This window comes from Pseudoalteromonas sp. C2R02 (assembly GCF_018860845.1).
In the GTDB taxonomy this organism is placed as follows: domain Bacteria; phylum Pseudomonadota; class Gammaproteobacteria; order Enterobacterales; family Alteromonadaceae; genus Pseudoalteromonas.
Window position 1 is genome coordinate 74,617 of the sequence record NZ_JAHKQC010000023.1, and the last position, 21,490, is coordinate 96,106.

The 21,490-nt window shown below is 34.3% G+C and carries 21 protein-coding genes; 9 read left to right on the plus strand and 12 right to left on the minus strand.

Annotated features, from left to right (window positions below; genetic code table 11):
- Window positions 1–9 precede the first annotated feature (9 nt).
- Complete coding sequence (locus KO527_RS07235; protein WP_216039660.1) at window positions 10–2,583, plus strand: family 20 glycosylhydrolase; 2,574 nt, start codon at window positions 10–12, stop codon at window positions 2,581–2,583.
- Here KO527_RS07235 and KO527_RS07240 read toward each other — a convergent pair.
- The 6 genes from KO527_RS07240 to KO527_RS07265 form a co-directional block, all read right to left on the minus strand.
- On the minus strand, window positions 2,573–2,935 hold the full coding sequence (locus KO527_RS07240) for a hypothetical protein (protein WP_216039661.1): 363 nt from the start codon (window positions 2,933–2,935) through the stop codon (window positions 2,573–2,575). The two genes, KO527_RS07235 and KO527_RS07240, sit on opposite strands and share 11 nt — an antisense overlap.
- A 99-nt stretch (window positions 2,936–3,034) precedes the next feature.
- Window positions 3,035–4,264 (minus strand): phosphoglycerate dehydrogenase, encoded by a 1,230-nt coding sequence (serA, locus tag KO527_RS07245; protein ID WP_216039662.1) that lies wholly within the window; start codon window positions 4,262–4,264, stop codon window positions 3,035–3,037.
- Window positions 4,265–4,284: 20 nt separating this feature from the next.
- Entirely contained in the window at window positions 4,285–4,941 is a 657-nt protein-coding gene (rpiA, locus tag KO527_RS07250) for a ribose-5-phosphate isomerase RpiA (protein ID WP_042142677.1), read from the minus strand.
- 95 nt (window positions 4,942–5,036) lie between these two features.
- On the minus strand, window positions 5,037–5,618 hold the full coding sequence (locus KO527_RS07255; protein WP_216039663.1) for a 5-formyltetrahydrofolate cyclo-ligase: 582 nt from the start codon (window positions 5,616–5,618) through the stop codon (window positions 5,037–5,039).
- Window positions 5,619–5,629: 11 nt separating this feature from the next.
- Complete coding sequence (locus KO527_RS07260) at window positions 5,630–6,202, minus strand: hypothetical protein (RefSeq protein ID WP_216039664.1); 573 nt, start codon at window positions 6,200–6,202, stop codon at window positions 5,630–5,632.
- Between the two features lie 160 nt (window positions 6,203–6,362).
- Entirely contained in the window at window positions 6,363–7,889 is a 1,527-nt protein-coding gene (locus KO527_RS07265; RefSeq protein WP_216039665.1) for a carboxypeptidase, read from the minus strand.
- Window positions 7,890–8,291: 402 nt separating this feature from the next.
- On the opposite strand from KO527_RS07265, the gene KO527_RS07270 reads away from it, so the two are divergent.
- Entirely contained in the window at window positions 8,292–9,560 is a 1,269-nt protein-coding gene (locus KO527_RS07270) for a response regulator (protein WP_216039666.1), read from the plus strand.
- Window positions 9,561–9,618: 58 nt separating this feature from the next.
- On the opposite strand, the gene KO527_RS07275 is transcribed toward KO527_RS07270, so the two are convergent.
- The 4 genes from KO527_RS07275 to KO527_RS07290 form a co-directional block, all read right to left on the minus strand.
- The gene (locus KO527_RS07275) at window positions 9,619–10,335 is read right to left on the minus strand and encodes a LytTR family DNA-binding domain-containing protein (RefSeq protein ID WP_252733520.1); all 717 of its coding nucleotides are present in this window, start codon (window positions 10,333–10,335) and stop codon (window positions 9,619–9,621) included.
- A 17-nt stretch (window positions 10,336–10,352) separates the two neighbouring features.
- Window positions 10,353–10,904, minus strand: coding sequence for a histidine kinase (locus tag KO527_RS07280; RefSeq protein ID WP_216039668.1), 552 nt, complete (start codon window positions 10,902–10,904; stop codon window positions 10,353–10,355).
- Window positions 10,905–11,028: 124 nt separating this feature from the next.
- The gene (locus KO527_RS07285; RefSeq protein WP_216039669.1) at window positions 11,029–12,117 is read right to left on the minus strand and encodes a sensor histidine kinase; all 1,089 of its coding nucleotides are present in this window, start codon (window positions 12,115–12,117) and stop codon (window positions 11,029–11,031) included.
- Window positions 12,117–13,199, minus strand: a complete 1,083-nt coding sequence (locus KO527_RS07290) for a histidine kinase (protein ID WP_216039670.1) — start codon at window positions 13,197–13,199, stop codon at window positions 12,117–12,119. Before KO527_RS07290 ends, KO527_RS07285 begins: the two co-directional genes overlap by 1 nt.
- Before the next feature lie 354 nt (window positions 13,200–13,553).
- Here KO527_RS07290 and KO527_RS07295 point away from each other — a divergent pair, with 354 nt between their 5' ends.
- The 6 genes from KO527_RS07295 to arsJ all read left to right on the plus strand — a co-directional run bounded on the left by KO527_RS07295 (window position 13,554) and on the right by arsJ (window position 19,313).
- Window positions 13,554–13,892 (plus strand): P-II family nitrogen regulator, encoded by a 339-nt coding sequence (locus KO527_RS07295; protein ID WP_042142657.1) that lies wholly within the window; start codon window positions 13,554–13,556, stop codon window positions 13,890–13,892.
- A gap of 12 nt (window positions 13,893–13,904) precedes the next feature.
- Window positions 13,905–15,131 (plus strand): ammonium transporter, encoded by a 1,227-nt coding sequence (locus tag KO527_RS07300; protein ID WP_216039671.1) that lies wholly within the window; start codon window positions 13,905–13,907, stop codon window positions 15,129–15,131.
- Window positions 15,132–15,261: 130 nt separating this feature from the next.
- A complete protein-coding gene (locus KO527_RS07305) occupies window positions 15,262–16,359 on the plus strand; it encodes a response regulator (protein WP_216039672.1) in 1,098 nt (365 codons plus the stop codon).
- A gap of 150 nt (window positions 16,360–16,509) precedes the next feature.
- The gene (locus KO527_RS07310; RefSeq protein WP_216039673.1) at window positions 16,510–16,842 is read left to right on the plus strand and encodes a metalloregulator ArsR/SmtB family transcription factor; all 333 of its coding nucleotides are present in this window, start codon (window positions 16,510–16,512) and stop codon (window positions 16,840–16,842) included.
- Window positions 16,843–16,852: 10 nt separating this feature from the next.
- Window positions 16,853–17,857 (plus strand): ArsJ-associated glyceraldehyde-3-phosphate dehydrogenase, encoded by a 1,005-nt coding sequence (locus KO527_RS07315; protein ID WP_216039674.1) that lies wholly within the window; start codon window positions 16,853–16,855, stop codon window positions 17,855–17,857.
- Window positions 17,858–18,119: 262 nt separating this feature from the next.
- Window positions 18,120–19,313, plus strand: coding sequence for an organoarsenical effux MFS transporter ArsJ (gene arsJ, locus KO527_RS07320; protein WP_216039675.1), 1,194 nt, complete (start codon window positions 18,120–18,122; stop codon window positions 19,311–19,313).
- Window positions 19,314–19,327: 14 nt separating this feature from the next.
- Here arsJ and KO527_RS07325 read toward each other — a convergent pair whose 3' ends face one another.
- Window positions 19,328–19,870 (minus strand): TetR/AcrR family transcriptional regulator, encoded by a 543-nt coding sequence (locus KO527_RS07325; RefSeq protein ID WP_216039676.1) that lies wholly within the window; start codon window positions 19,868–19,870, stop codon window positions 19,328–19,330.
- Window positions 19,871–19,986: 116 nt separating this feature from the next.
- Here KO527_RS07325 and KO527_RS07330 point away from each other — a divergent pair, with 116 nt between their 5' ends.
- Complete coding sequence (locus KO527_RS07330; RefSeq protein WP_252733522.1) at window positions 19,987–20,643, plus strand: glutathione S-transferase family protein; 657 nt, start codon at window positions 19,987–19,989, stop codon at window positions 20,641–20,643.
- 61 nt (window positions 20,644–20,704) lie between these two features.
- Here the strand turns inward: KO527_RS07330 and lepB are convergent, their stop codons facing one another.
- Complete coding sequence (gene lepB, locus KO527_RS07335; protein WP_216039677.1) at window positions 20,705–21,364, minus strand: signal peptidase I; 660 nt, start codon at window positions 21,362–21,364, stop codon at window positions 20,705–20,707.
- Window positions 21,365–21,490: the final 126 nt, after the last annotated feature.

The following is a 21,490-nucleotide window of genomic DNA, read 5'->3' on the forward strand; positions in this document are numbered from 1 at the left end:
GGAAGAATGATGCGTTATTTTAGTATGTTAGCTTTATTTTGTTTATTGGTTGCATGTCAAGGTATAGAAAAAACAACTCCATTCACTCAGCAAAACTTAAATGACTTTTCAAGTTCCGTGAAGGTAAAGTATGGGCTATTAAACTCTTTGCCAAAATTATGTCCGAATGATTTACAACAATGTTATTACTCAAAGATTGAAATAACGCTTCCTTATGATTTAAAAGGTAACAATTGGGAGATTTATTTTAGTCAGCTAACACCGGTTATAGCCGATGAATCGCAATATTTTGATATTATCCATATAAATGGAGATTTACAAAAGTTAGTGCCAACACCTTTATTTAATGGTTTTAAATCAGACGATACACAGGAAGTGACTTTTTATAGTTCAGGCTCTCAAATCTCTCGTTCAGAGTTTATGCCAAACTTTATCGCCAATTATAAAGGGTTAGAAGCCAAAATTATTGAAAGTACAAAAACAGGCATTGATCCTGATTCAGGATTAGAAACCCAACCTTATTTATTGCCTTTTACGGATAAAACAAAACAATTTAAATTATCTAAAAATGATAAAACTGTTTGGGCCAGTAGTCAGGCTTTATATTTATCAACACCTGAAATACATGAAAATATAGATATAAGCGCACAATTAATACCGAAGCCAAAAAATTTGCAAGTTGATGTAAGTTTTGATGTTCTAGATTTATCTTTAGGTGTTAACTTTGCTTTAACGGGTTTAAGTGATTCTGATATTCAAGCAGCAATCTCAAGGTTGAAGTTTTTAGGTATACCACAAAATAAAAAAGGTGTGGCAATTAAACTCAGTGTAAATAAATCCTTAAAATCGGATCCTGAAGGATATCAATTAAGTGCTAATAAAGAAGGCATAGAAATAAAGGCATCACATCCAACTGGTATATTTTATGGTTTGATGTCAGTCTCGGGCTTGGTATCAACTGATAATTTAACTATTCCTTTTTTAACGATTGAAGATGCTCCTAGATATGATTTTAGAGGGCTTCATATAGATGTTGCTAGAAACTTTCGCTCTAAAGCTTTTATTTTAAAAACCTTAGATCAAATGGCTGCATATAAACTCAATAAGTTACACTTACATTTGGCAGATGATGAAGGCTGGCGATTAGAAATAGAGGGCTTAGAAGAGCTTACCAGTATAGGTGCGAAACGTTGTTTTGACTTATCAGAACAATCATGTCTTTTACCGCAGTTAGGGGTTGGCGTGACTGGTAATAGCCATTTAGATGGTTTTTATTCTAAACAAGATTATCTAGATATTTTAGCTTATGCCAAACATCGTCATATTCAAGTGATCCCTTCTTTAGATATGCCAGGGCATAGCCGGGCTGCTGTGGTTTCAATGCAGGCAAGATATCAAAAATATATCTCAACAGATAAGAATAAAGCCGAGCAATATTGGTTAACAGAGCCAGAAGATAAAACGCAATACGCTTCGATTCAGCATTACAATGATAATACATTAAATGTGTGTTTAGACAGTACTTACAATTTTATTGATAAAGTGATCACAGAAGTACAAAAGCTTCATAAAAAGTCAGGTATGCCATTAAGCATTTATCATATAGGTGCGGATGAAACTGCAGGGGCTTGGGTGAAATCACCTGCTTGTATTGCTTTGAAAAAAACAGAGGGTGATGTACTTAAAGGATTACATACTTTGAATGGTTACTTTATCGAGAAAGTAGCCAATATGCTGGATAAAAAAGGAATACAAGTCGCTGGTTGGAATGATGGCATGGGAGAAACTCGTCCAGAAAAAATGCCCGAAAACGTACAAACAAATTCTTGGGCGCTGTTATTTGAAGAAGGTCATAAAGTGACGCATAATCAAGCTAATTTAGAGTGGCAAACTGTGTTATCTACACCTGAAGTCACTTATTTTGACTTCCCCTATGAAGCACATCCAAAAGAGCGGGGTAATCATTGGGCTGCCCGTAACATTGATAGCAGAAAAGTATTTGAATTTATGCCTGATAACTTGCCTGCCCATGCTCAAATTTGGACTGACGTTAAAAATCAATCATATCAAGCAAATGATAGTCGCAGTAAGCTCGATAGTGGCGTTAAATTTAAAGGCATACAAGCACACCTTTGGAGTGAAATGATCCGCTCTGATCAACAAGCTGAATATATGCTTTTCCCTCGATTATTAGCTTTTTCAGAGCGAGCATGGCACAAACCAGGCTGGGAATTAGATTATAACTATCAAGGTATACATTTTGATAAAAGTAGTGAGTACTTTAGCGAAGAAGCTAAAAGGTTACGCGAAGTTGATTGGCAGCGATTTGCCTCTATCGTGGGTAAGAAGGAATTGGCCAAGTTAGAAATGGCAAATATATTTTATCGTATTCCTTCTGTAGCCACTAAAGTCGATGAAGGAAAGCTAAGCACTAAAACGCTCTATCCAAATCTGCCTATTGAGTTTAAAAATAAACAAGGCGTTTGGCAGGCTTTATCTAGCGAAGAAAAAAGTGAAAACATAAAGGCGATCAGAGCTGTATCTGTATTGGGTTCTAGAAAAGGACGTAGTCTTAATTTATAGCGTCAGCAATTTCAATGCGCTCTTGGTTTGATAGCCTAATAGTTATGCCGTCTAATGTTTTGATTTCGTTTATGGAGATATCTTTTTTTCTAACGAGATATGATTTTGCATTGGTCGAAGTAGGTGAAATGATAGTAACGTTAACCACTTTATTATCATCTTGCCATTGCATAAATATATAGGCTGCACTGAGGCATAATGATAAAGCGACAAATCCAAAAGTCAGGTATTTAAATTGTGAAGGCACAGCTATTTTTGTGTGTTTTGATTTGGAAGATGTTTGATTCTTTTTTCTAAGATAAAACATAACAGATACTATGATGAAAATAGTAATGATAATTTTTGTTAACACCGCTTGTGCCTCTAAACTTTTATAAATGCAACGCGTATTTTACATTAAAAAAGCCATGCGGTTGCATGGCTAAATCAATATTTTTTGTAATAGGTATGTCTAGTGAAGGATACGGGCTTTAATTGTGCCTTCGATTGCGCGTAACTCTTTTAATGCAACATCAGAATGCTCTGTATTTACATCAATTACAACATAACCGATATTTTCATCTGTTTGCAGATATTGCGCAGCGATATTAATGCCATGCTGTGCAAAGGCTTGGTTAATTTGAGTTAATACACCTGGGTGATTTTGATGAATATGTAATAAGCGACTACGACCTTGAAGTTCAGGCAATGATACCTCAGGGAAGTTAACAGCTGATACTGTAGAGCCGTTATCAGAGTACTTAGCAAGTTTACCCGCAACTTCAATACCGATATTTTCTTGTGCTTCTTGCGTCGAACCACCAACATGCGGAGTTAAAATAACATTATCAAACTCACGTAATGGCGAGATAAATTCTTCATCATTTGATTTAGGTTCAACAGGGAATACGTCAATTGCAGCGCCCGCAAGTTTGTCTTCAGATAAAGTTTGCGCTAATGCATCAATATCAACTACAGTACCGCGAGAGGCGTTGATTAAAATCGCACCTTGCTTCATTACTTCAAGTTCAGCTGCACCTATCAGATTTTTAGTTTGAGCCGTTTCAGGCACATGTAAACTGATCACATCAGAAGTTTGCAATAATGCTGTTAAGCTATGAACTTGATTTGTATTTCCTAAGGTTAATTTATCTTCGATATCATAAAATTGCACATCCATACCAATATGTTCAGCCATGATCCCTAATTGCGTACCGATGTGGCCATAACCGATAATTCCTAATGTTTTACCACGCGCTTCATAAGAACCAACTGCAGATTTGAACCACTCTCCGCGATGTGCCATCGCGTTTCTTTTTGGAATGCCACGAAGTAACATGATCATTTGACCCAATACTAACTCAGCTACTGAGCGAGTATTTGAAAATGGTGCATTAAAAACGGCAATACCGCGTTTTTGTGCATCAAGTAAATCAACTTGATTAGTACCAATACAAAAACAACCAATACCAATTAATTTTTCGGCTGCACCTAATACATCTGATGTAAGGTGAGTACGAGAGCGTATACCAACAAAATGAACATCTTTTATTTTTTCAATCAGTTCAGCTTCAGGCAATGACGTTTTGACATATTCAATATTAGTGTAACCATTGCGTTTTAGTGTTTCTACAGCGCTTTGGTGTAGACCCTCTAATAATAGAATTTTAATTTTTTCTTTTGCCAAAGATATTTTGTTCATTGCCTGAGCCTATTAATCAATTATTTAATTGTTTGTGGACCGTCAGGTGTACCAACAATAACAATATCTGCACCGCGTTGTGCAAATAAGCCGTTTGTAACTACACCAACAATCTGGTTTATTTTTTCTTCTAATGCTTTAGCATCAGTAATCTGTAAATTGTATACATCTAAAATAACATTGCCGTTATCTGTAATCACACCTGTACGGTAGGTCGGATCACCACCTAGCTTAACGAGTTCACGTGCAACATAGCTGCGAGCCATTGGGATCACTTCAACAGGTAATGGAAAATCACCCATTACTTCAACTTGTTTTGTGCTATCTACAATACAAACGAACTTTTTAGCAACTGCAGCGACAATTTTTTCTCTTGTTAATGCTGCGCCACCACCTTTGATCATATCTTTTTGATGATTAATTTCATCTGCGCCATCTACATAAACACTTAGATTATCAACGCTATTTAAATCAAAAATTTCGATGCCCAGTGCTTTTAGCTTTTCAGTTGAAGCTTCTGAACTTGATACAGCACCAATAAGTGTATCTTTCACTGTGCCTAACGCATCAATAAAGTGATTTACGGTTGAACCCGTACCTACACCAACAATGCTGTTTTCTTCAACATATTCTAGTGCAGCCCAAGCTGCAGCTTTTTTCATTTCATCTTGCGTCATGTGTGTCTCCGGCTTTAAAGTATTTTTTAAATATACTTCAGAGTTTATAATCTAAGAACGGTATTTTTTGCTTCGGCATTATACTAACTATTAAGCTACCAGCGGTAGATTTTTTCAGGGGTTACGATGGTTTTTAGTGGGATATCCCAACTTTCAATTGGCAATGACTCTACCTTTTGACAATTATGTGCAATGCCAATTAATAAAGGTTTTTGCCAACCTTCTGTATTATACCTAGCGAGTGTGCGGTCATAAAACCCACCACCCATACCTAATCGGTTACCTGAATCATCAAACGCCACGAGCGGTGTAAATATAATATCCAACTCACTTACAGGACAAACATGACTGCAATTTAATTCGGGTTCAAAGATACCATAGCGATTAGCTTTCATGGGTGAGTTTTTCTCATACTTCTGAAATAGTAAATTCCCGGGTGTAAAAGGATGAATTACAGGGAGGTATATTTCATGGTTATCTTGTTGTAATTTATCTATTAATTTCGATGTGTTTAGCTCGCCATCATTACTTAAGTAGAGTGCTATTTTAGCGTTGTTATGGCTGTTTAATAGTTGAGATAAATTCACTTTAATGGTGTTCGCGGCAATTTTTTGTTCTTTAAGTGATAATGAATTGCGTTTTTTTCGAACTAAATCTCTAATTTCTGATCTTTTCAAGGCTGAGTCACTTAAAATTTTAATAAATCAGGGTAAGCTAAACTAATGCCAAGCGCGATTAGTAAGAGTACAAGAATTGAGGAGGTAATCGCCAAAAAGAGGCGGTTAGGGCCTTTTTTTATAGGAGAATCAAAATCTTCATCAAACTCCAAAGGTTCTGGAGACTCTAATAAGTCATTATCATCATCTAAAGAGGGTAATTGTGCTGATGTATTTTGAGAAAGCTCATCTACCTTTTCTTCTAATCTAATAAGGCTTGTTGTGATGTAATCAAGTGCACTCATTATTTTAGCATCTTTTTCCGCTTGGCTAATTGCTGAGCTAGGTGTGTTTTTTTTAACCTTTTCTTTAGTGTTTTTTGCTGTGATATCAACAATATTGACATTGATGCCCATCGTTGCGAATACCTTTTGTTGCTTTAAGGCTTTTTCTTGGCTAATGGCATTAAATACTTCTTCGCCTTGCAGGAATTTATCAGCGACTGCAGAACTTAACTTTAATTTTGTTTGTAAAATATCTTTAGCTTGTAGTTCACTAAGCTTACTAGATAATGACTCAAAAGTTATTTTAAAGCTTAAACTCATGAAGTGTGTCTCGATATGCATTTTCGTATGAATGATATAGAAATTATATAGGGTTTATGTCAGTTGTCGAAATTTAATTGAAGAGAATGTGGTATAAGGTCTTTAATTACATAAAAAAAGCCGATTTTAAAAATCGGCTTTTTGAATAAAATGTATCAATCTAGTATTTTGCTGATTCACCTTTCTTAGGTAAAGCTGTTTCAATAAACTCTCTTAAATCTTGATTAGAGCTTTCTAAATCTGCACGACGTAAATACATCATGTGTCCGCTTCTATAACCTTTAAAGCTCATTCTGTCTTTCATTTTACCACTAGGGTCTAACTGCCACATGGTATATTTAGCATCAAAGTAGTTAGTAGCACCGTCGTAGTAACCCGCTTGAACCATCACGTTTAAGTATGGATTTTGTGCCATAGCTTGGCGTAAGTTTTCGCCTGTTTTGTTTTTAGTGCGATCCCAAGGGTGAACAGGGCCAAACATATTATATTTAAGATCTGTTTTGTAGTTTAACTCATCACGTAAATAAGAATTGATAGCAGGTGTAAATGAGTGCAACCAAGATGTCAGTTCAGCAGAGTAATCAGGGCGTTCGCCAGCATCACGTTTATCTATGCCTAAGTAACGAGAGTCAAGACGACCTAATGTGACACCTTTATCACGAAGTAGTTCTTTCCAGAAAAATGACGCTGGAATATCTAAGTTGTTTTGTGCAACAAATTGTTCAGAAAGACCCGAGTAATGCGCCATTTTTTTGATGACCTTTTGTTTTTCTTCAGCAGAAATAAAGCCACCTTTTGAAATAGCAGGGATAAGTTCATTAATTGTGAATGATTCAACTTCAGGTAATAGCGCTTCTAAATCTTGCTGTTGTAAGTCATTTGATAAGGCTTTGTGGTACCAAGCTGCAGCGGTGAAGTAAGGTAGGCGATTAGCCGCTTTAACAGGTCCATCACGTTTAATACCAATATCTGTTGGTGATACTAAAACAACACCGTTTAAATACATCCATTGTCTATTTTGTAATTCTAGTGCTAAACCAGAAACGCGTGTTGTACCGTAGCTTTCACCTATTAAAAATTTAGGAGATAACCAACGGTCATGGCGACTAACAAAAGTATTTACCCATTGCGCTAAATATTTAACGTCAGCGTTAACCCCAAAAAACATTTCTTTTTGTTTCGCTTTTGAAGGTAATTCGCCTTTTTCGTTTTCTAAAACACGAGAAAACCCAGTATTTACCGGATTTACGTAAAGAATATCTGCAATGTCTAATACAGAAAATGGATTATCTTGCACACCATACGGCTGTACAGGATAACCTTCACTATCGATATTTAATACACGTGGGCCCGTATAAGCGATATGCATCCATACAGATGCTGAACCTGGACCACCATTAAATGAAATAAGAAGAGGGCGTTTTGCTTTATTTTTAACACCTTTTTTCTGGTAATAGCTGTAATGTAGACTTGCAACAGCATCACCGTTCTCATCCCATACAGGTTGAGTGCCAGTTGTTGTGCTATAAGCTATTTTTTCGCCTAATATTTTAACTTTATGCTCAGTAACAACAGTGTTATCAGCTTCTATACGTCTGTTATTATTTTCTTTATTACTATCAGTCGCGGCCCAAGCCGTATTAACTGTGCATAAAGCGATAAAACCAAGGGTTTTAACCAGTTTCATGGTGTGTCCTAAATATATCAAAGTGACATTAGCATGCAATATCCAATTTATAACCGCAAAACTCTTGAGACTGAATAGCCAATAAACGCGTTAAAATTAGCACAACAGCATCAATGTACTTTTCTAAAAAAGTTTAATAAGAAATAGTAGCTTTATATGTGTTTTATGAACAAAGTATTGAATAGAAGTATAGTTTGAAATAGATGACTCCGAATACATAATTGTTTAGTTAGTCTTTTGTGTAAATATTTCCATTTAAAATATAAGCGGTAATATTGTATGTAGGTTGTATCTTTTTACATACTTCCCTTGAATGATAACAAACTGTAACAAGTTGTGTTTTTTGCAACGCAATAATGTTAATGTGCATGCTCATTTCTAGATAAGTTTGGAGTATATCTAATGCAAAGGGTGTTAATTGTTGAAGATAGTAAAGTAGTACAACAAGTATTACGTCATTTGACTGCACAATTAGATGTGCCAATAGATTTTGCTTGGTCTTTACGCGAAGCTGCAACTTTTCTTAAAAATCATACTTATGACTTAGCTTTGGTTGATTTAACGCTTCCAGATGCGCCAAATGGTGAGGTTGCAAAACTTACCTTAAATCAAAAAATTCCGACAGTTGTGCTTACCTCAACAATTGATGAGTATAAGCGTCAGCAAATGTTAGAAATGGGCGTTGTTGATTATGTTTTAAAAGATAACCGCGACTCTTATTTGTTTGCTGTTAAATTAATCACGCAATTACTTGAAAACAAAGGTCGTAAAGTATTAGTTGCAGATGATTCTAAAACTAGCCGGAAAATGATGAAGCATATGTTAGAGCAATTGCTTTATGATGTTATCGAAGCTGAAGATGGTGCTCAAGCGCTAGAGGTTTTATCAAAAGATCAAACGATTAATTTGTTGATGACTGATTATGCCATGCCAGAAATGGATGGTTTTGAACTGGTAAAAGCAATTCGTAATAAGCGGGGCAGAGATGAGCTTGCCATTATCGGTATTTCAGGCTCAGGTAGTCAAAGCTTATCTGCAAAATTTATAAAAAATGGTGCAAATGATTTTTTAGTTAAACCATTTTTACCTGAAGAATTCCATTGTCGTGTAATGCAAACCATGGAACAACTTAAACTGATTGCAGAAATCAAAGATACTGCGAATAGAGATTACTTAACAAATCTTTATAATCGCAGATATTTTTATAACCAATCCGAGCGCATTCTTAAATCATTAAAGCAGAAATGTGAATCAGTAATAATGGTGATGGTAGATATCGATCACTTTAAACCAATTAATGATACTTATGGCCATCAAGCGGGTGATAATGTATTGGTTGAAGTTTCAAATGCAATGCAAAAGTATTTCTCTCAGTATTTAGTCGCTAGAGTAGGTGGTGAAGAGTTTGCTATTTTATTAAATGATTTAAGCTTAGAGCAGGCATATGAATTTGTTGATGAGTTTAGATTTCAAATCTCAAATACAAGCTTTAGTTTTTCTGGTCAGCCTATTGGTGTATCAATTAGTGCTGGTATTGCATTATCAGAAGATGAAGAGTTATCTCAATTGATAAATATTGCAGACTCTGCTTTATACGATGCTAAAAGCCAAGGAAGAAATCAGGTTGTGCAATATCAAATGGAAGTATGTGATGATCTTGAAATAGCTTAAGTTAAATATAATAGACTGATACAAAAAAACCGAGCCTAGCTCGGTTTTTTGTTTTTTATTAAAGCTGGGTAAATTCTAAAAGCTGCTTTAGTTTAGTTGCTTGTCTGCGAGAGATCTCTACTGTTTGACCATTGCTTAGTTTAGCCTCTAATCCATAGCTAATTGCTTGCTCCATGCTCTCAATTGCATCTAAACGAATAATATCTGAACGACTGGCTCTAAAGTAATGACTTGCATCTAGTTTAGCTTCAATTTTATTGAGTGAGCTATGTAAAAAAGCTTTACCGTGAGGCGTATAAATTGCTGCATGATTACCAATAGACTCAAAACGTATAATATCGCTCAGTGGAATTATGCGCATAGTTTCGCCATATTTCACCATTAATTTATGGTCATCAGGTAAGCCTTTTTGTTGTTTAGATTGCTCTAATCTAGCTTCTAACTTAGCGATTGCATCTGAAAGACGTTCAGGGTTTACGGGTTTTACTAAGTAATCCATCGCATTTAAAGAAAATGCATCAACAGCAAATTGGTCATAAGCGGTACAAAAAATAATGTTTACGTCATCACCTAGAGATTCAGCAAGTTCCAAACCTGTTGAGCCTGGCATATGAATATCTAAGAATATTGCATCTGGCTGTTGCTCTTTGATTTTTATAGCTGCTTCATCTGCGTTTTTAGCTTCATCAATAATTTCAATGTTAGAATGCTTTGATAATAGACGTTTTAATTCGTTTCTTGCCAAACGTTCATCATCTACAATAATCACTTTCATACTTGTCATTTTTTTATTTAAAGCTTATTAAGCTCTAACTCCATCTTGTAGCTGTTAGTTGTTAATTCTTGTTTTAATGTATATTTCACTGCACCATCAAGTGGTGATAGCTCATTGCTAAAGTCGATATCGCCTTGCTTTAATTTAGGTGATTGCGTTAAGTATAGCGAAAATAAAACCCCAGAATCGGTTGTAGAGCAGGTTAAGTTAAGGGTATTTTCAAACACGCTATAGGCATCTTTTTCATGTAGTATTTTTTCTACTATAGGCAATAAAACTGAACATGGCAGTTTTAATTGTTCGCCTAAATGCATTCCGTCTAACTTAACTGTAATACGTTCTTCTAAGCGCAGTTGTTCAAGGCTTAAATATTGGGTGATATGACTTAATTCATTGTGTACTGAAGTGGCAATTTTACCATCAGCTAATTTGTAACGTAATAGATGAGCTAATTCGCTGAGTAGTTCACTTGCTTTGTCCTGATCCTCAAAAATAGTATAGCGAATCGCATTCATACTATTAAATATGAAATGAGGATTAAGTGCAGAATCAGGTTGTTTATTGAACATAAATAGCTTTATCCATATTTTCTCGAAAGTAGTATAACGTTTCTTTTTTATTATCGATCATCATCAGTCTAAATTTAAAATTGCTTTATGCCTAATGTTAAATGATAAAGGGTTAATATTGGTGTTAAGTGGTAATAGCATTAGTCGCTGATTTTATTTTTAAAGGCAAGGTTAAAATAAGTTTATGACTTTGCCAGTCTTTTTTTACATCCAATCGCGCTTGGTTTTTATACATATATTGCAGTCTTAATCTTAAATTTTTAAGATAACTAAAATCTGATTTATACTTTTTAACTGAAGTATGTAACATCTCTATTTTATAGTTATCATTTACAATATAACCGTCAATACTTAATGCATGAGTTTGATTTTTAGCATTATTTAATATGTGTGACAACATAAAAATCATGCTCATAGCGGGCAAATTAGGAATGTCTTCTTGGTTTTTTAGTGAAATATGTATTGTGTCAGGAGATCTTTTTTGCTCTTTTAATAAACCTAAATAATTATTGAGACTCATTAATTCTTCGTTGATATCTGCATGATTTGTTTTACTAGACATTAAGTTATATCTGAACAATTCAGAAGCTTGCGTGACAATGTCAGCTGCTAATTCGGTATCTTTATCAATTGAAGTTTTAATGGCATCCATAGTGGCATATAAAAACTCAGGATTAATTTGATTAAGTAATAATTTTAATTCTTGACTATCGCTTTGCTCTTTTAGTTGCTTATAAAAGCGGCTTGATGAAATAAAACTATAAAGTACTAGCCATGCTCCAGAAGTCGTCCAATAACCGGACCAAGTTAATAAAATTTTCATTTCAAAGGATATGTCAGAGACTTCAGAATTCATAGCCTCATACATATCAGTAAAAGTAAATGTAGGAGGACCTAACTTTAAATAAGACATATCCACTAAAAAATAACATGAACCACAAATAAGTGAGTTTAATAAAAGCCATAGAATATTTTTAAATATGCCGTTATTTCTCTTTTCAGCAAACTTGTAGATACCTCTAGCAATTATATGGCAGCTTAAAAACATACTCACAATACTGATTAAGACAAATGACATTATTTGAGGTTTACTTGCTATTAAGGACAGTGTTGTTAAGCTAGAAATTGTACTCATGATTGCAAAAACTAAAAAATATATCCCTTGATATTGCCAGTAATTTTTACCAACTTGCGTTAAATAAGTAGACTTCATTATTTATCCTTTAGCGGTAAAGTAAGGGTGGCTGTAAATAAATCTTTTGTTTTATCTACCTTTATATGTGCAGTGTCACCGTACATTAATAATAAGCGTTGTTCTAAATTAGATAAACCCGTGCCAGTACCTTGGGCTTTATATTTTCCATGGTATAGCGGGTTAGTAACAGATAGATGCCAATGTTTATTTGTTTTATGGGCTTTAATTGATAATAAGCTTTGCTCAATACGTGGAGCAATACCGTGCTTGATTGCATTTTCTAATAAGGTTAATAAGCCCATGGTCGGAACTTGAAACTTTAAAATTTCAGGCTCTATAAAAATTTCTATTAATAAACGTTCTTCTAATCTCGTTTGCTCTATATCTAAATAAAACTCACATACACGTAATTCATCTTCTAATGAGGCTGTTATTTTTTGATTTGAGCTCAAATTATATCTAAATAGCTCTGTTAGTTTATCAACTAATTCTTTTGCTAGCGCTTTATCCTCAAAAATCATCCCTCTGATACTGTTCATCGAGTTGAATAAAAAGTGTGGGTTGAGCTGGCTCATTAATAAGGCGAGTTGCCCTGATTTTACTTTTTCTTTAATTTGTACGCGATTTCTGATGCTGGTTAGTAAAAAATACCATGTACTCCAGGCACTATATAATAGCGTTGTAGCAAACAGCATGGTTAATGCGTAAGTAAATTGCCAGCGTGGGCTATAAGCGCCCATGTTTTCTAAATAAGCTTGGGATTCATTACCAATACGTAATGCTTTAGTTGCGCTATCAATATCAGGAGAAAGTACAGACTGTAAATTAAGGACCAGTGTACTATCAACCAAACAAGACATTAAAATGCATCCGATCACAGTGGCAAACAGCTTTTTACCTGTAATGCCTGCTTGCTGTTGATATTTAATTGCGCCACGAATAACAAAGTGCGTTAAAGCAACAAGTAAGACTGAGTTGATGATAAATAGCGTGAAAATCGCCCATTCTGGATATAGAGCAAATTTATATTGTCTCATAGGTAGAAATTGAAGCGCAAACAGAATACATGCAGTTAGTGCCTGAATAATCCAGTAACTCATTGAAAATCAAAATCCTTTATTATTTATTCTTATTGGATATTTATTTATGCTCAAGCCAGATATTGAGTCTATAAGTAAATAATGCCACATTTTATCTAATTTGTATCCGTATTAGTCACTTCCCTTTTAATTTGACGCACCATATACGCCTATTTATGCACCAACTCTGTGCATTGATACTTGTATTATTGTCTTTTTTTATTCCAACCATTTGAAATTTAGTTCTTTTTATTTCTGGCATAAAGGTTGGATTACTTAGTTTATAAATATAGTTAGTTACAAAATAATTAGCAGTTTAGAACTAAAAAGTAACCTATTTAACTAGCAAAAAATTGAACATAAGGGGAATTAACCATGAAAATGATCACTGCCATTATCAAACCTTTCAAACTTGATGATGTAAGAGAGGCGCTTTCAGACTTAGGTGTTGAAGGTATGACAGTTGTAGATGTGAAGGGTTTTGGTCGTCAAAGAGGCCATACAGAACTTTATCGCGGTGCAGAGTATCAAGTTGATTTTATCCCAAAAATAAAATTAGAAATCGCTACCAGAACTGAAAATGTAGACCGTTTGATTGAAGTGATCACACGTGTTGGCTCAACAGGAAAAATTGGTGACGGAAAAATATTTGTATATGACTTAGATCAAATCGTACGTATTCGTACTGGTGAACTAGATGATGAAGCAATTTAAGGGGATAGAATCATGGAAAATACAGTATTAGAACTCAAATTTGCCTTAGATACTTTTTACTTTTTAGTATCTGGTATTTTAGTAATGTGGATGGCTGCAGGTTTTGCCATGTTAGAAGCAGGTTTAGTGCGCTCTAAAAATACCACTGAAATTTTAACAAAAAATGTCGCGCTTTATGCTATCGCTTGTACCATGTTTTTATTAGTTGGTTATAACATCATGTATGTAGATAACGCTGAAGGTGGTTTTATTCCAAGTTTAGGTGCTTTGATTGGTACTCAAGCCGAAGGTGCTGATCATTCTTTAGAATCAGATTTTTTCTTCCAAGTTGTTTTTGTTGCAACAGCGATGTCAATTGTATCAGGTGCTGTAGCCGAACGTATGAAACTTTGGTCTTTCTTAATTTTCACTGTGGTACTCACTGGTTTTATTTATCCTTTAGAAGGCTATTGGACTTGGGGTGGCGGCTTTTTATCAGAGCTAGGTTTTGTTGATTTTGCAGGTTCTGGCATTGTGCATATGGCAGGTGCTGCCGCAGCTTTAGCAGGCGTTATTTTATTAGGTGCCCGTAAAGGTAAATACGGTAAAAAAGGAGAGATTTATCCGATTCCTGGTTCTAACTTACCACTTGCCACATTAGGGACATTTATCTTATGGATGGGTTGGTTTGGCTTTAACGGTGGTTCACAGTTACTTTTATCTGATATGGAAAACGCGACTGCGATTGGTAAGATTATGGTTAATACCAATGCAGCAGCTGCAGCAGGTGCAATAGCTGCTTTATTAGTATGTAAGTTACAGTGGGGTAAAGCTGATTTAACTATGGTATTAAATGGTGCATTAGCTGGCTTAGTTGTGATTACCGCAGATCCTGCATCGCCTTCACCTGTTTTATCTCTGTTATTAGGTGGTTTAGGTGGTTCTCTTGTAGTTTTCAGTATCGTAATGCTAGATAAACTTAAAATAGATGATCCAGTAGGTGCAATTTCAGTTCATGGTGTATGTGGTATTTTAGGTTTATTATTAGTACCAATTTCAAATGCTGAAGCAACAATAGTAAAACAGTTAATCGGTATCGCTTGTATCTTTAGCTTTGTATTTATTGCGTCATTTGTTACTTGGATGATAATTAAGAAGACAATGGGTATACGTGTTGGCGAAGAAGAAGAATTAAACGGTATGGATCAACATGATTGTGGAATTGATGCATATCCAGAATTTGTTTCAATGCGTAACTAGTACGATAAAAATAGAATATATCCAATAGAATCATGAAATATGATTAATCCTTAAAATCCTCACTATTTATAGTGGGGATTTTTTTATTTTTGCTAATCTTATAAAAGAGTGATTTTTAGAGATTACGATTATGTCTATATCGGCTTTAGTTGTTGAAGATGATATTTGTTTAAATGATCTTATTGCTTTGTCTTTAGGTGATGGTTACCTCATAGATAAAGCATTTTCAGTCAAACAAGCATCTGAGCTTATTTTAGAGAAAAATTATGATGTTGTTCTGCTTGATTATTATTTACCAGATGGTGTAGGCATAGATATAGCCAATTGCCTAAAATCTCAAAATACACTGCCCATTATAGTATTTATTAGTGCCTCAGATGACTTAGATATAAAAATGGCTGCTTTTAATAGCGGAGCGATTGAATGGATAGATAAAAAAAGTTTTCAGCCTGCAATACTAACCCATAAAATTGATGTTGCATTAAAAGTAAAAAACTCATTCGATGCGATAAGACAGGCTGAAAAATCCTCTAATGAAGTTGTTTTTGCTGCCATGTCAGATTCATTTGTATGGGGCACAACAGCTAAAGCGATACAATCGAGTTTATTAAGTCGTAATATTAATTCTTTTATTAATACAATTTTTAAATACTTCAATGATTTAGATTTAATTGCATCCATTGCTATTAATGAGAATCAACATCTAAGTTTTTGGGATAGTCCAACTGATGGCGCAACAGGTATGGAAGAAGACTTACTTAAATTGGCGATGCAAACAGGGAAGAGAGTGTTAAATGTTGGTCGTCGTTATTTTATTCAAACAGAAAATTTAAGTTTTTTAATTAAAAACATTCCTGAAGATGAGGTTAAAAAAGGTCAGTTATTAGATGTGTTAGCTGCATTTATTGAGTGTGCTGAAAGCCAGCTAAATGCCTTAAATAAAGATAAAGTGAAACAACTCTATTTTTGTAAAATTGAATCTGAATTAAATCAAATAAAAAAACAAATGAAAAACTTCACAGCAGAAACTAATCGCATTCATACAGAGCAATCTTTAATCTTTTTTGAAATATTTAGTCAGCTGCAGTTAACCGATGAAGAAGAATTAAATCTCACTGAGGTAACAGAAAAAACATTACTGAAGTTTGAGCAAATGGCTGATAGTCATTTAAATATAATCTCATCATTAGATGATGTAATGCAGGATTTTCAAAAGCAATTAAAGTAATACCCATTAAAATATCTTTATCTTGCTCGATATAAAATTACTGTCATATTAAAGGTTTATAATTTTTATTTCATAGATTACAAAATACGCATTGCGCCTTTTTAAAATTTCAATATAATCTTATCTATATTTGCTTATCCGTATATACGAATGTTAACTGAAATATCTCAATTTTATAAAACGTGCAGTGAGCCAGTTAGGCTAAGAATTTTAAATATACTGTTAAATAATCAACAAGTATGTGTGTGTGATCTGGTGACTACACTCGATTTACAACAGAGTATGATCAGTAGACATTTAACTTACTTAAAAAATGCCAATATTGTTACCGTAAGCCGTTCGGGGACTTGGCGTTATTATGAAATAAACTCAAAATTATCAGCAGATAAGCAAGATGTGCTGGCAATATTAAAAGTGCAGCTTTTGCAAGATGAGCAATGCTGTGCAGATATAAATCAATTTAAAACAAGTTGTTGTGATTAAGGAACAAAAAATGAAAGTTGCTATTAATGGTTTTGGCCGTATGGGTAAATTACTAACTCGTTTATTAATCGAGCAAGGCACTCATGAAATCGTGTATATCAATGATCCTGCTTGTGATGCAAAAACAGTTGCGCACTTATTAGCGTTTGATTCAGTTCAAGGGCGTTTTAAAGATAATGAAATTACCTCTTCAGAGTCACAAGTCATCATAGAAAATTCAAAAATTGATGTAATAAGCACTGCTGATTTAAATGCATTACCTGTAGATAATATCGATTTATTAATTGATTGTTCGGGTAAATATCGCCAGTCAGTATTATTTCAAGAGTTATTAAATAAAGGCCTTAAAAAAGTTTTAGTTGCATGTCCAGTAAAAGATGATGGTGCAATAAACTTAGTATATGGTGTAAACCATCAAGATTATGATGCTAATGTACATAATGTGATCACTGCTGCTTCATGTACAACAAACTGTTTAGCACCTGTAATTAAAGTTTTAAAAGAGTCTGTAGGCATCAAACATGGTGCAATGACAACGATTCACGATATTACCAATACGCAAACAATTGTTGATAAAGCACATAAAGATTTACGACGTGCACGTGCGTGTGGCGAGTCTCTTATTCCGACAAGTTCAGGCTCAACAACTGCAATTATGACAATATTCCCTGATCTACAAGGCAAGTTAGAAGGTTTAGCTGTTCGAGTGCCATTATTGAGTGGGTCTTTAGTTGATTTAGTGATTGAAACAGAGCAAGAAACATCAGTTGAACAAATCAACAAACTTTTTGATGATGCTAAAAACGGTGACTTAAAAGGTATTTTAGATATTGAATATCGTCCACTGGTATCAGTTGATTTTGTTGGTGATCAGCATAGTGCCATAGTTGATGGCTTATCTACTCAAGTGATCAACAAAACTATGGTTAAGGTACTTGCTTGGTACGATAACGAAATTAACTATGTAAGTCGCATGCAAGATATTGTTGATTTAATAGATCAAAAAAGTCATTAGTTTAAATAGCAACTAGATCAAATTAGTCATTCCCGAGGTCTGTTATCGGGAATCTTTTGGCAATTTAATTAGATGTAGTGAAAGGTGTAATTTAAACAGAGATCTCCGATAAGACACTTCGAAGATGTCCCTGTTATGCTTTTTAAGTTTATGCTGATTTTCTAAAATAGAGTACAAGTAACAAATGAAACATAGCATTAAAGATTACAAGTAAATCACAGGCTCTTAGCTTAGATGGTTTACTTTTCAGAGTATTAATTGAATGAAACAAAGTATTAAAGATTACATGTGGATCACTGGTTCTTACTGGGGGTTCACTCTTACCGATGGCGCACTTCGCATGCTGGTGGTTTTATACTTTCACCAGCTTGGCTATAGCCCGTTAGAAGTTGCTTCATTATTTTTATTTTATGAATTTTTTGGCATAGTGACTAATTTATTTGGTGGCTGGTTAGGGGCAAGGTTTGGTTTGAAAACCACCTTGTTTAGTGGTTTGGCATTACAAATTGTAGCGCTTATTTTGTTAGCACAAACTCAGTGGCTAAGTATTGTTTTTGTAATGCTGATGCAGGCAATTTCAGGTATCGCCAAAGACTTAAATAAAATGAGTGCTAAAACAGCCATTAAACAATTAGTACCAGAAAATGATGGTTCAACCCTGTTTAAATGGGTGAGTATTTTAACCGGTTCTAAAAATGCATTAAAAGGTATAGGCTTCTTTTTAGGCGGTGTTTTACTAAATGTATTTGGCTATGAAAATGCACTGTATATTATGGCCATAGGGTTACTATTAGTCGCTACTTTATGTGCGCTAAATTTAAAGTCGAGTTTAAAATCTAATAAATATAAAGCAAAATTCAGTGAGTTATTTTCAAAAAGTGAATCAATTAATTTATTGTCTGTAGCGAGATTCTTTTTGTTTAGTGCTAGAGATATCTGGTTTGTTGTCGCTTTACCGGTATATTTGATATCTGAACTTGAATGGCATCACAGCTCTGTGGGGGTTTTGATGGCTTCTTGGGTTATTCTTTATGGTATTGTTCAGTCAATATCACCCAATTTATTAGGCTTTAAAACGCAACATCCAAATGCCAATACCGCAGTGAAAAGTGCATTAGCATTACTTGCGGCGCCTTTAAGCATGATAGTCGCAAACTTTATAGGCCTTAGCGCACAAAATGTAGTAGTTATTGGTTTATTATTTTTTGCAGTGGTTTTTGCTATTAACTCTGCGGTTCATTCATTTTTAATTGTACATTATGCTAATAGTGAAAATGCTTCATTAGATGTGGGTTTTTATTATATGGCTAATGCCAGTGGCAGGTTGTTGGGCACGATCTTATCTGGTTTTTTATATCAGCAATACGGGTTTCAAAGCACCATATGGACTAGCTTTATTTTAATCGCTTTATGTGTATTGATCAGTATCAGATTAGCCAATAAAACAACTCACTAATTTATCATTAATTGTTAAATTTCAGTAATGGCCTTTTGACACGCAGTTAAAAGGTTATTGCTTAAATCTTTATCGTTTAGTGCTCGAGAAATCGCTAAACCACCAATCATAAGTACCACGCTTTGCAACGCTTTTTGCTGATCTTCAGTATGTGTATTGGCTTGCTCAACAAAGCCTTTGAACATTTTTGTATACGTGTTTTTTATTTCTTCATCTTGCTGTGAAATATCAGATACTAAAAAGGCTAAGGGGCAGGGGGCTTCTTCGCATTCATCTCTATGAGTTTGGCTTAAATAATATTGTGCAATATTGACTAAACTAGCATTGCTGTTTTTAGGCTTACGGGTTTGTGCGGTTTGCGCGCCTTTAATTAAAGACTGTGAGTATAAGTCGCTCTTTGATTTGAAATGTGAATAGAAAGCGCCTCGGGTGAGTTTGGCATCTTGCATAACTTGATCGATAGAGATTTTTTCAAAACCATTATGAGCAAATAATTTAGCCGCACTGGCTAAAATCTTATTTTTTGTTTGCTGTTTATGTTCTTTATGCCAAGCCATTATCAATACTCTTTGTTTGTAGTTTTATGAATTATGTCACAAGTTTAAAATATGTTCTTGAACATATTTTAAATCAGCTTAGATTAATATTTATTCACAATAAAGGAAGAAAAGAAATGAGCTTAAATATTAATTCAGATCCAGTACATATTTTTGGTTTACCTAAATCTAACTTTGTTCGCACAGTTATGCTGATCTGTGAACAAAAAGGAATTAAATATACAGTGGGGTTTGAAGTAAAAGGCAAACCTGTCGAGTTTAAAAGTGAAGCACATTTAAAAATGCACCCTTATGGCAAGATCCCAATTTTATTGCATAATGATTTTGCATTAGCTGAAACAGCTTCAATCTGTCGTTATTTAGATAATAATTTTACTGGTACTAAAGTGCAATTCGAACAAGAACAAAAATCAGCATATCATGATGCTTTTTGTGCAATTGCATCGATTGATATAGACAAGGCAATTTTAAGAGATTTTTTAGTCGAATTTGCATTCCCAAAAGGAGAAAACGGCACTGTACGTATGGATGTTGTTAAAGCGGGAATACCTAATGTTCATAATGCTTTAAGGGTTATAGGGCAAGAACTAGCAAGTAATAATCAGGTTATAAATGGTGAGCAATTAAGCATTGCTGATGCCTTATTAGCGCCAATGCTTCACTATATAAATACTGTTACACGTGATTTTAAGCTGTTATCAGAGCACACTGAAGTGGAAAGCTATTTAACAAAGTTAATGACGTTTGACTCTTGTAAAAAGGTTTTACTATAAAGTTACCAACCACAAAAAAAGGCCATTAATGAATGGCCTTTTTTAAACTTTAGTTTTTCATTTATTCGGAATAAAGATCTGTAATAAACCTGTCTGAACGAGGAATATAATAATCATCGTAATCTAATGAAAAGGCAACAGTCATGGCTTTACCTTTTAGTTCACTTCTTGGTATAAAACCATAAGCACGTGAGTCAGCACTATTCTTACGGTTATCTCCCATCACTAAATAATGATCATCGGGCACGATAGTTGTACCAAAATTGCTGAACTGATCACTGGCATTTTTTTCGATACGAATTTTATGGGTAAAACCGTTAATTGTTTCATTGGCAAAGAGTTCATTACTATTCTGAGTTGTTACAGTGTGGTTAAGCTTTTCACCATTAATAAATAAGACTTCATCTTTTAAGCTGACCTTGTCACCCGGAAGTCCAATAACACGTTTTATTAATCTGTTTTGTGCAGCATCAGATTCAAAAACAATGATTTCACCTCTTTTTGGTTCTCCTGTTCTAACAATTGAAGTTTGACTAAAAGGCACTCTTAAATCATAAGCCATTTTGTTTACTACAATACGATCCCCTTCTTTAATGGTTGGCTGCATTGAACCTGTTGGCACTGTATACCAATCGGCTACAGCACTTCTAAATACTGACATTAAAACGATAAACACAACAAGTTGCCTATTATTTTTCCAAAAAGTTTTTAATTTACTCATAAAGTGATGTTTCCTATTTATAGTTTTTCTAATGCGATTATATGAGTAGGCCACACAAAGAATAAAAAGTTCATAGTTGAAATGTTTCAAAATATGTAAAACAGAGCAATGTATGGGTTACAATGT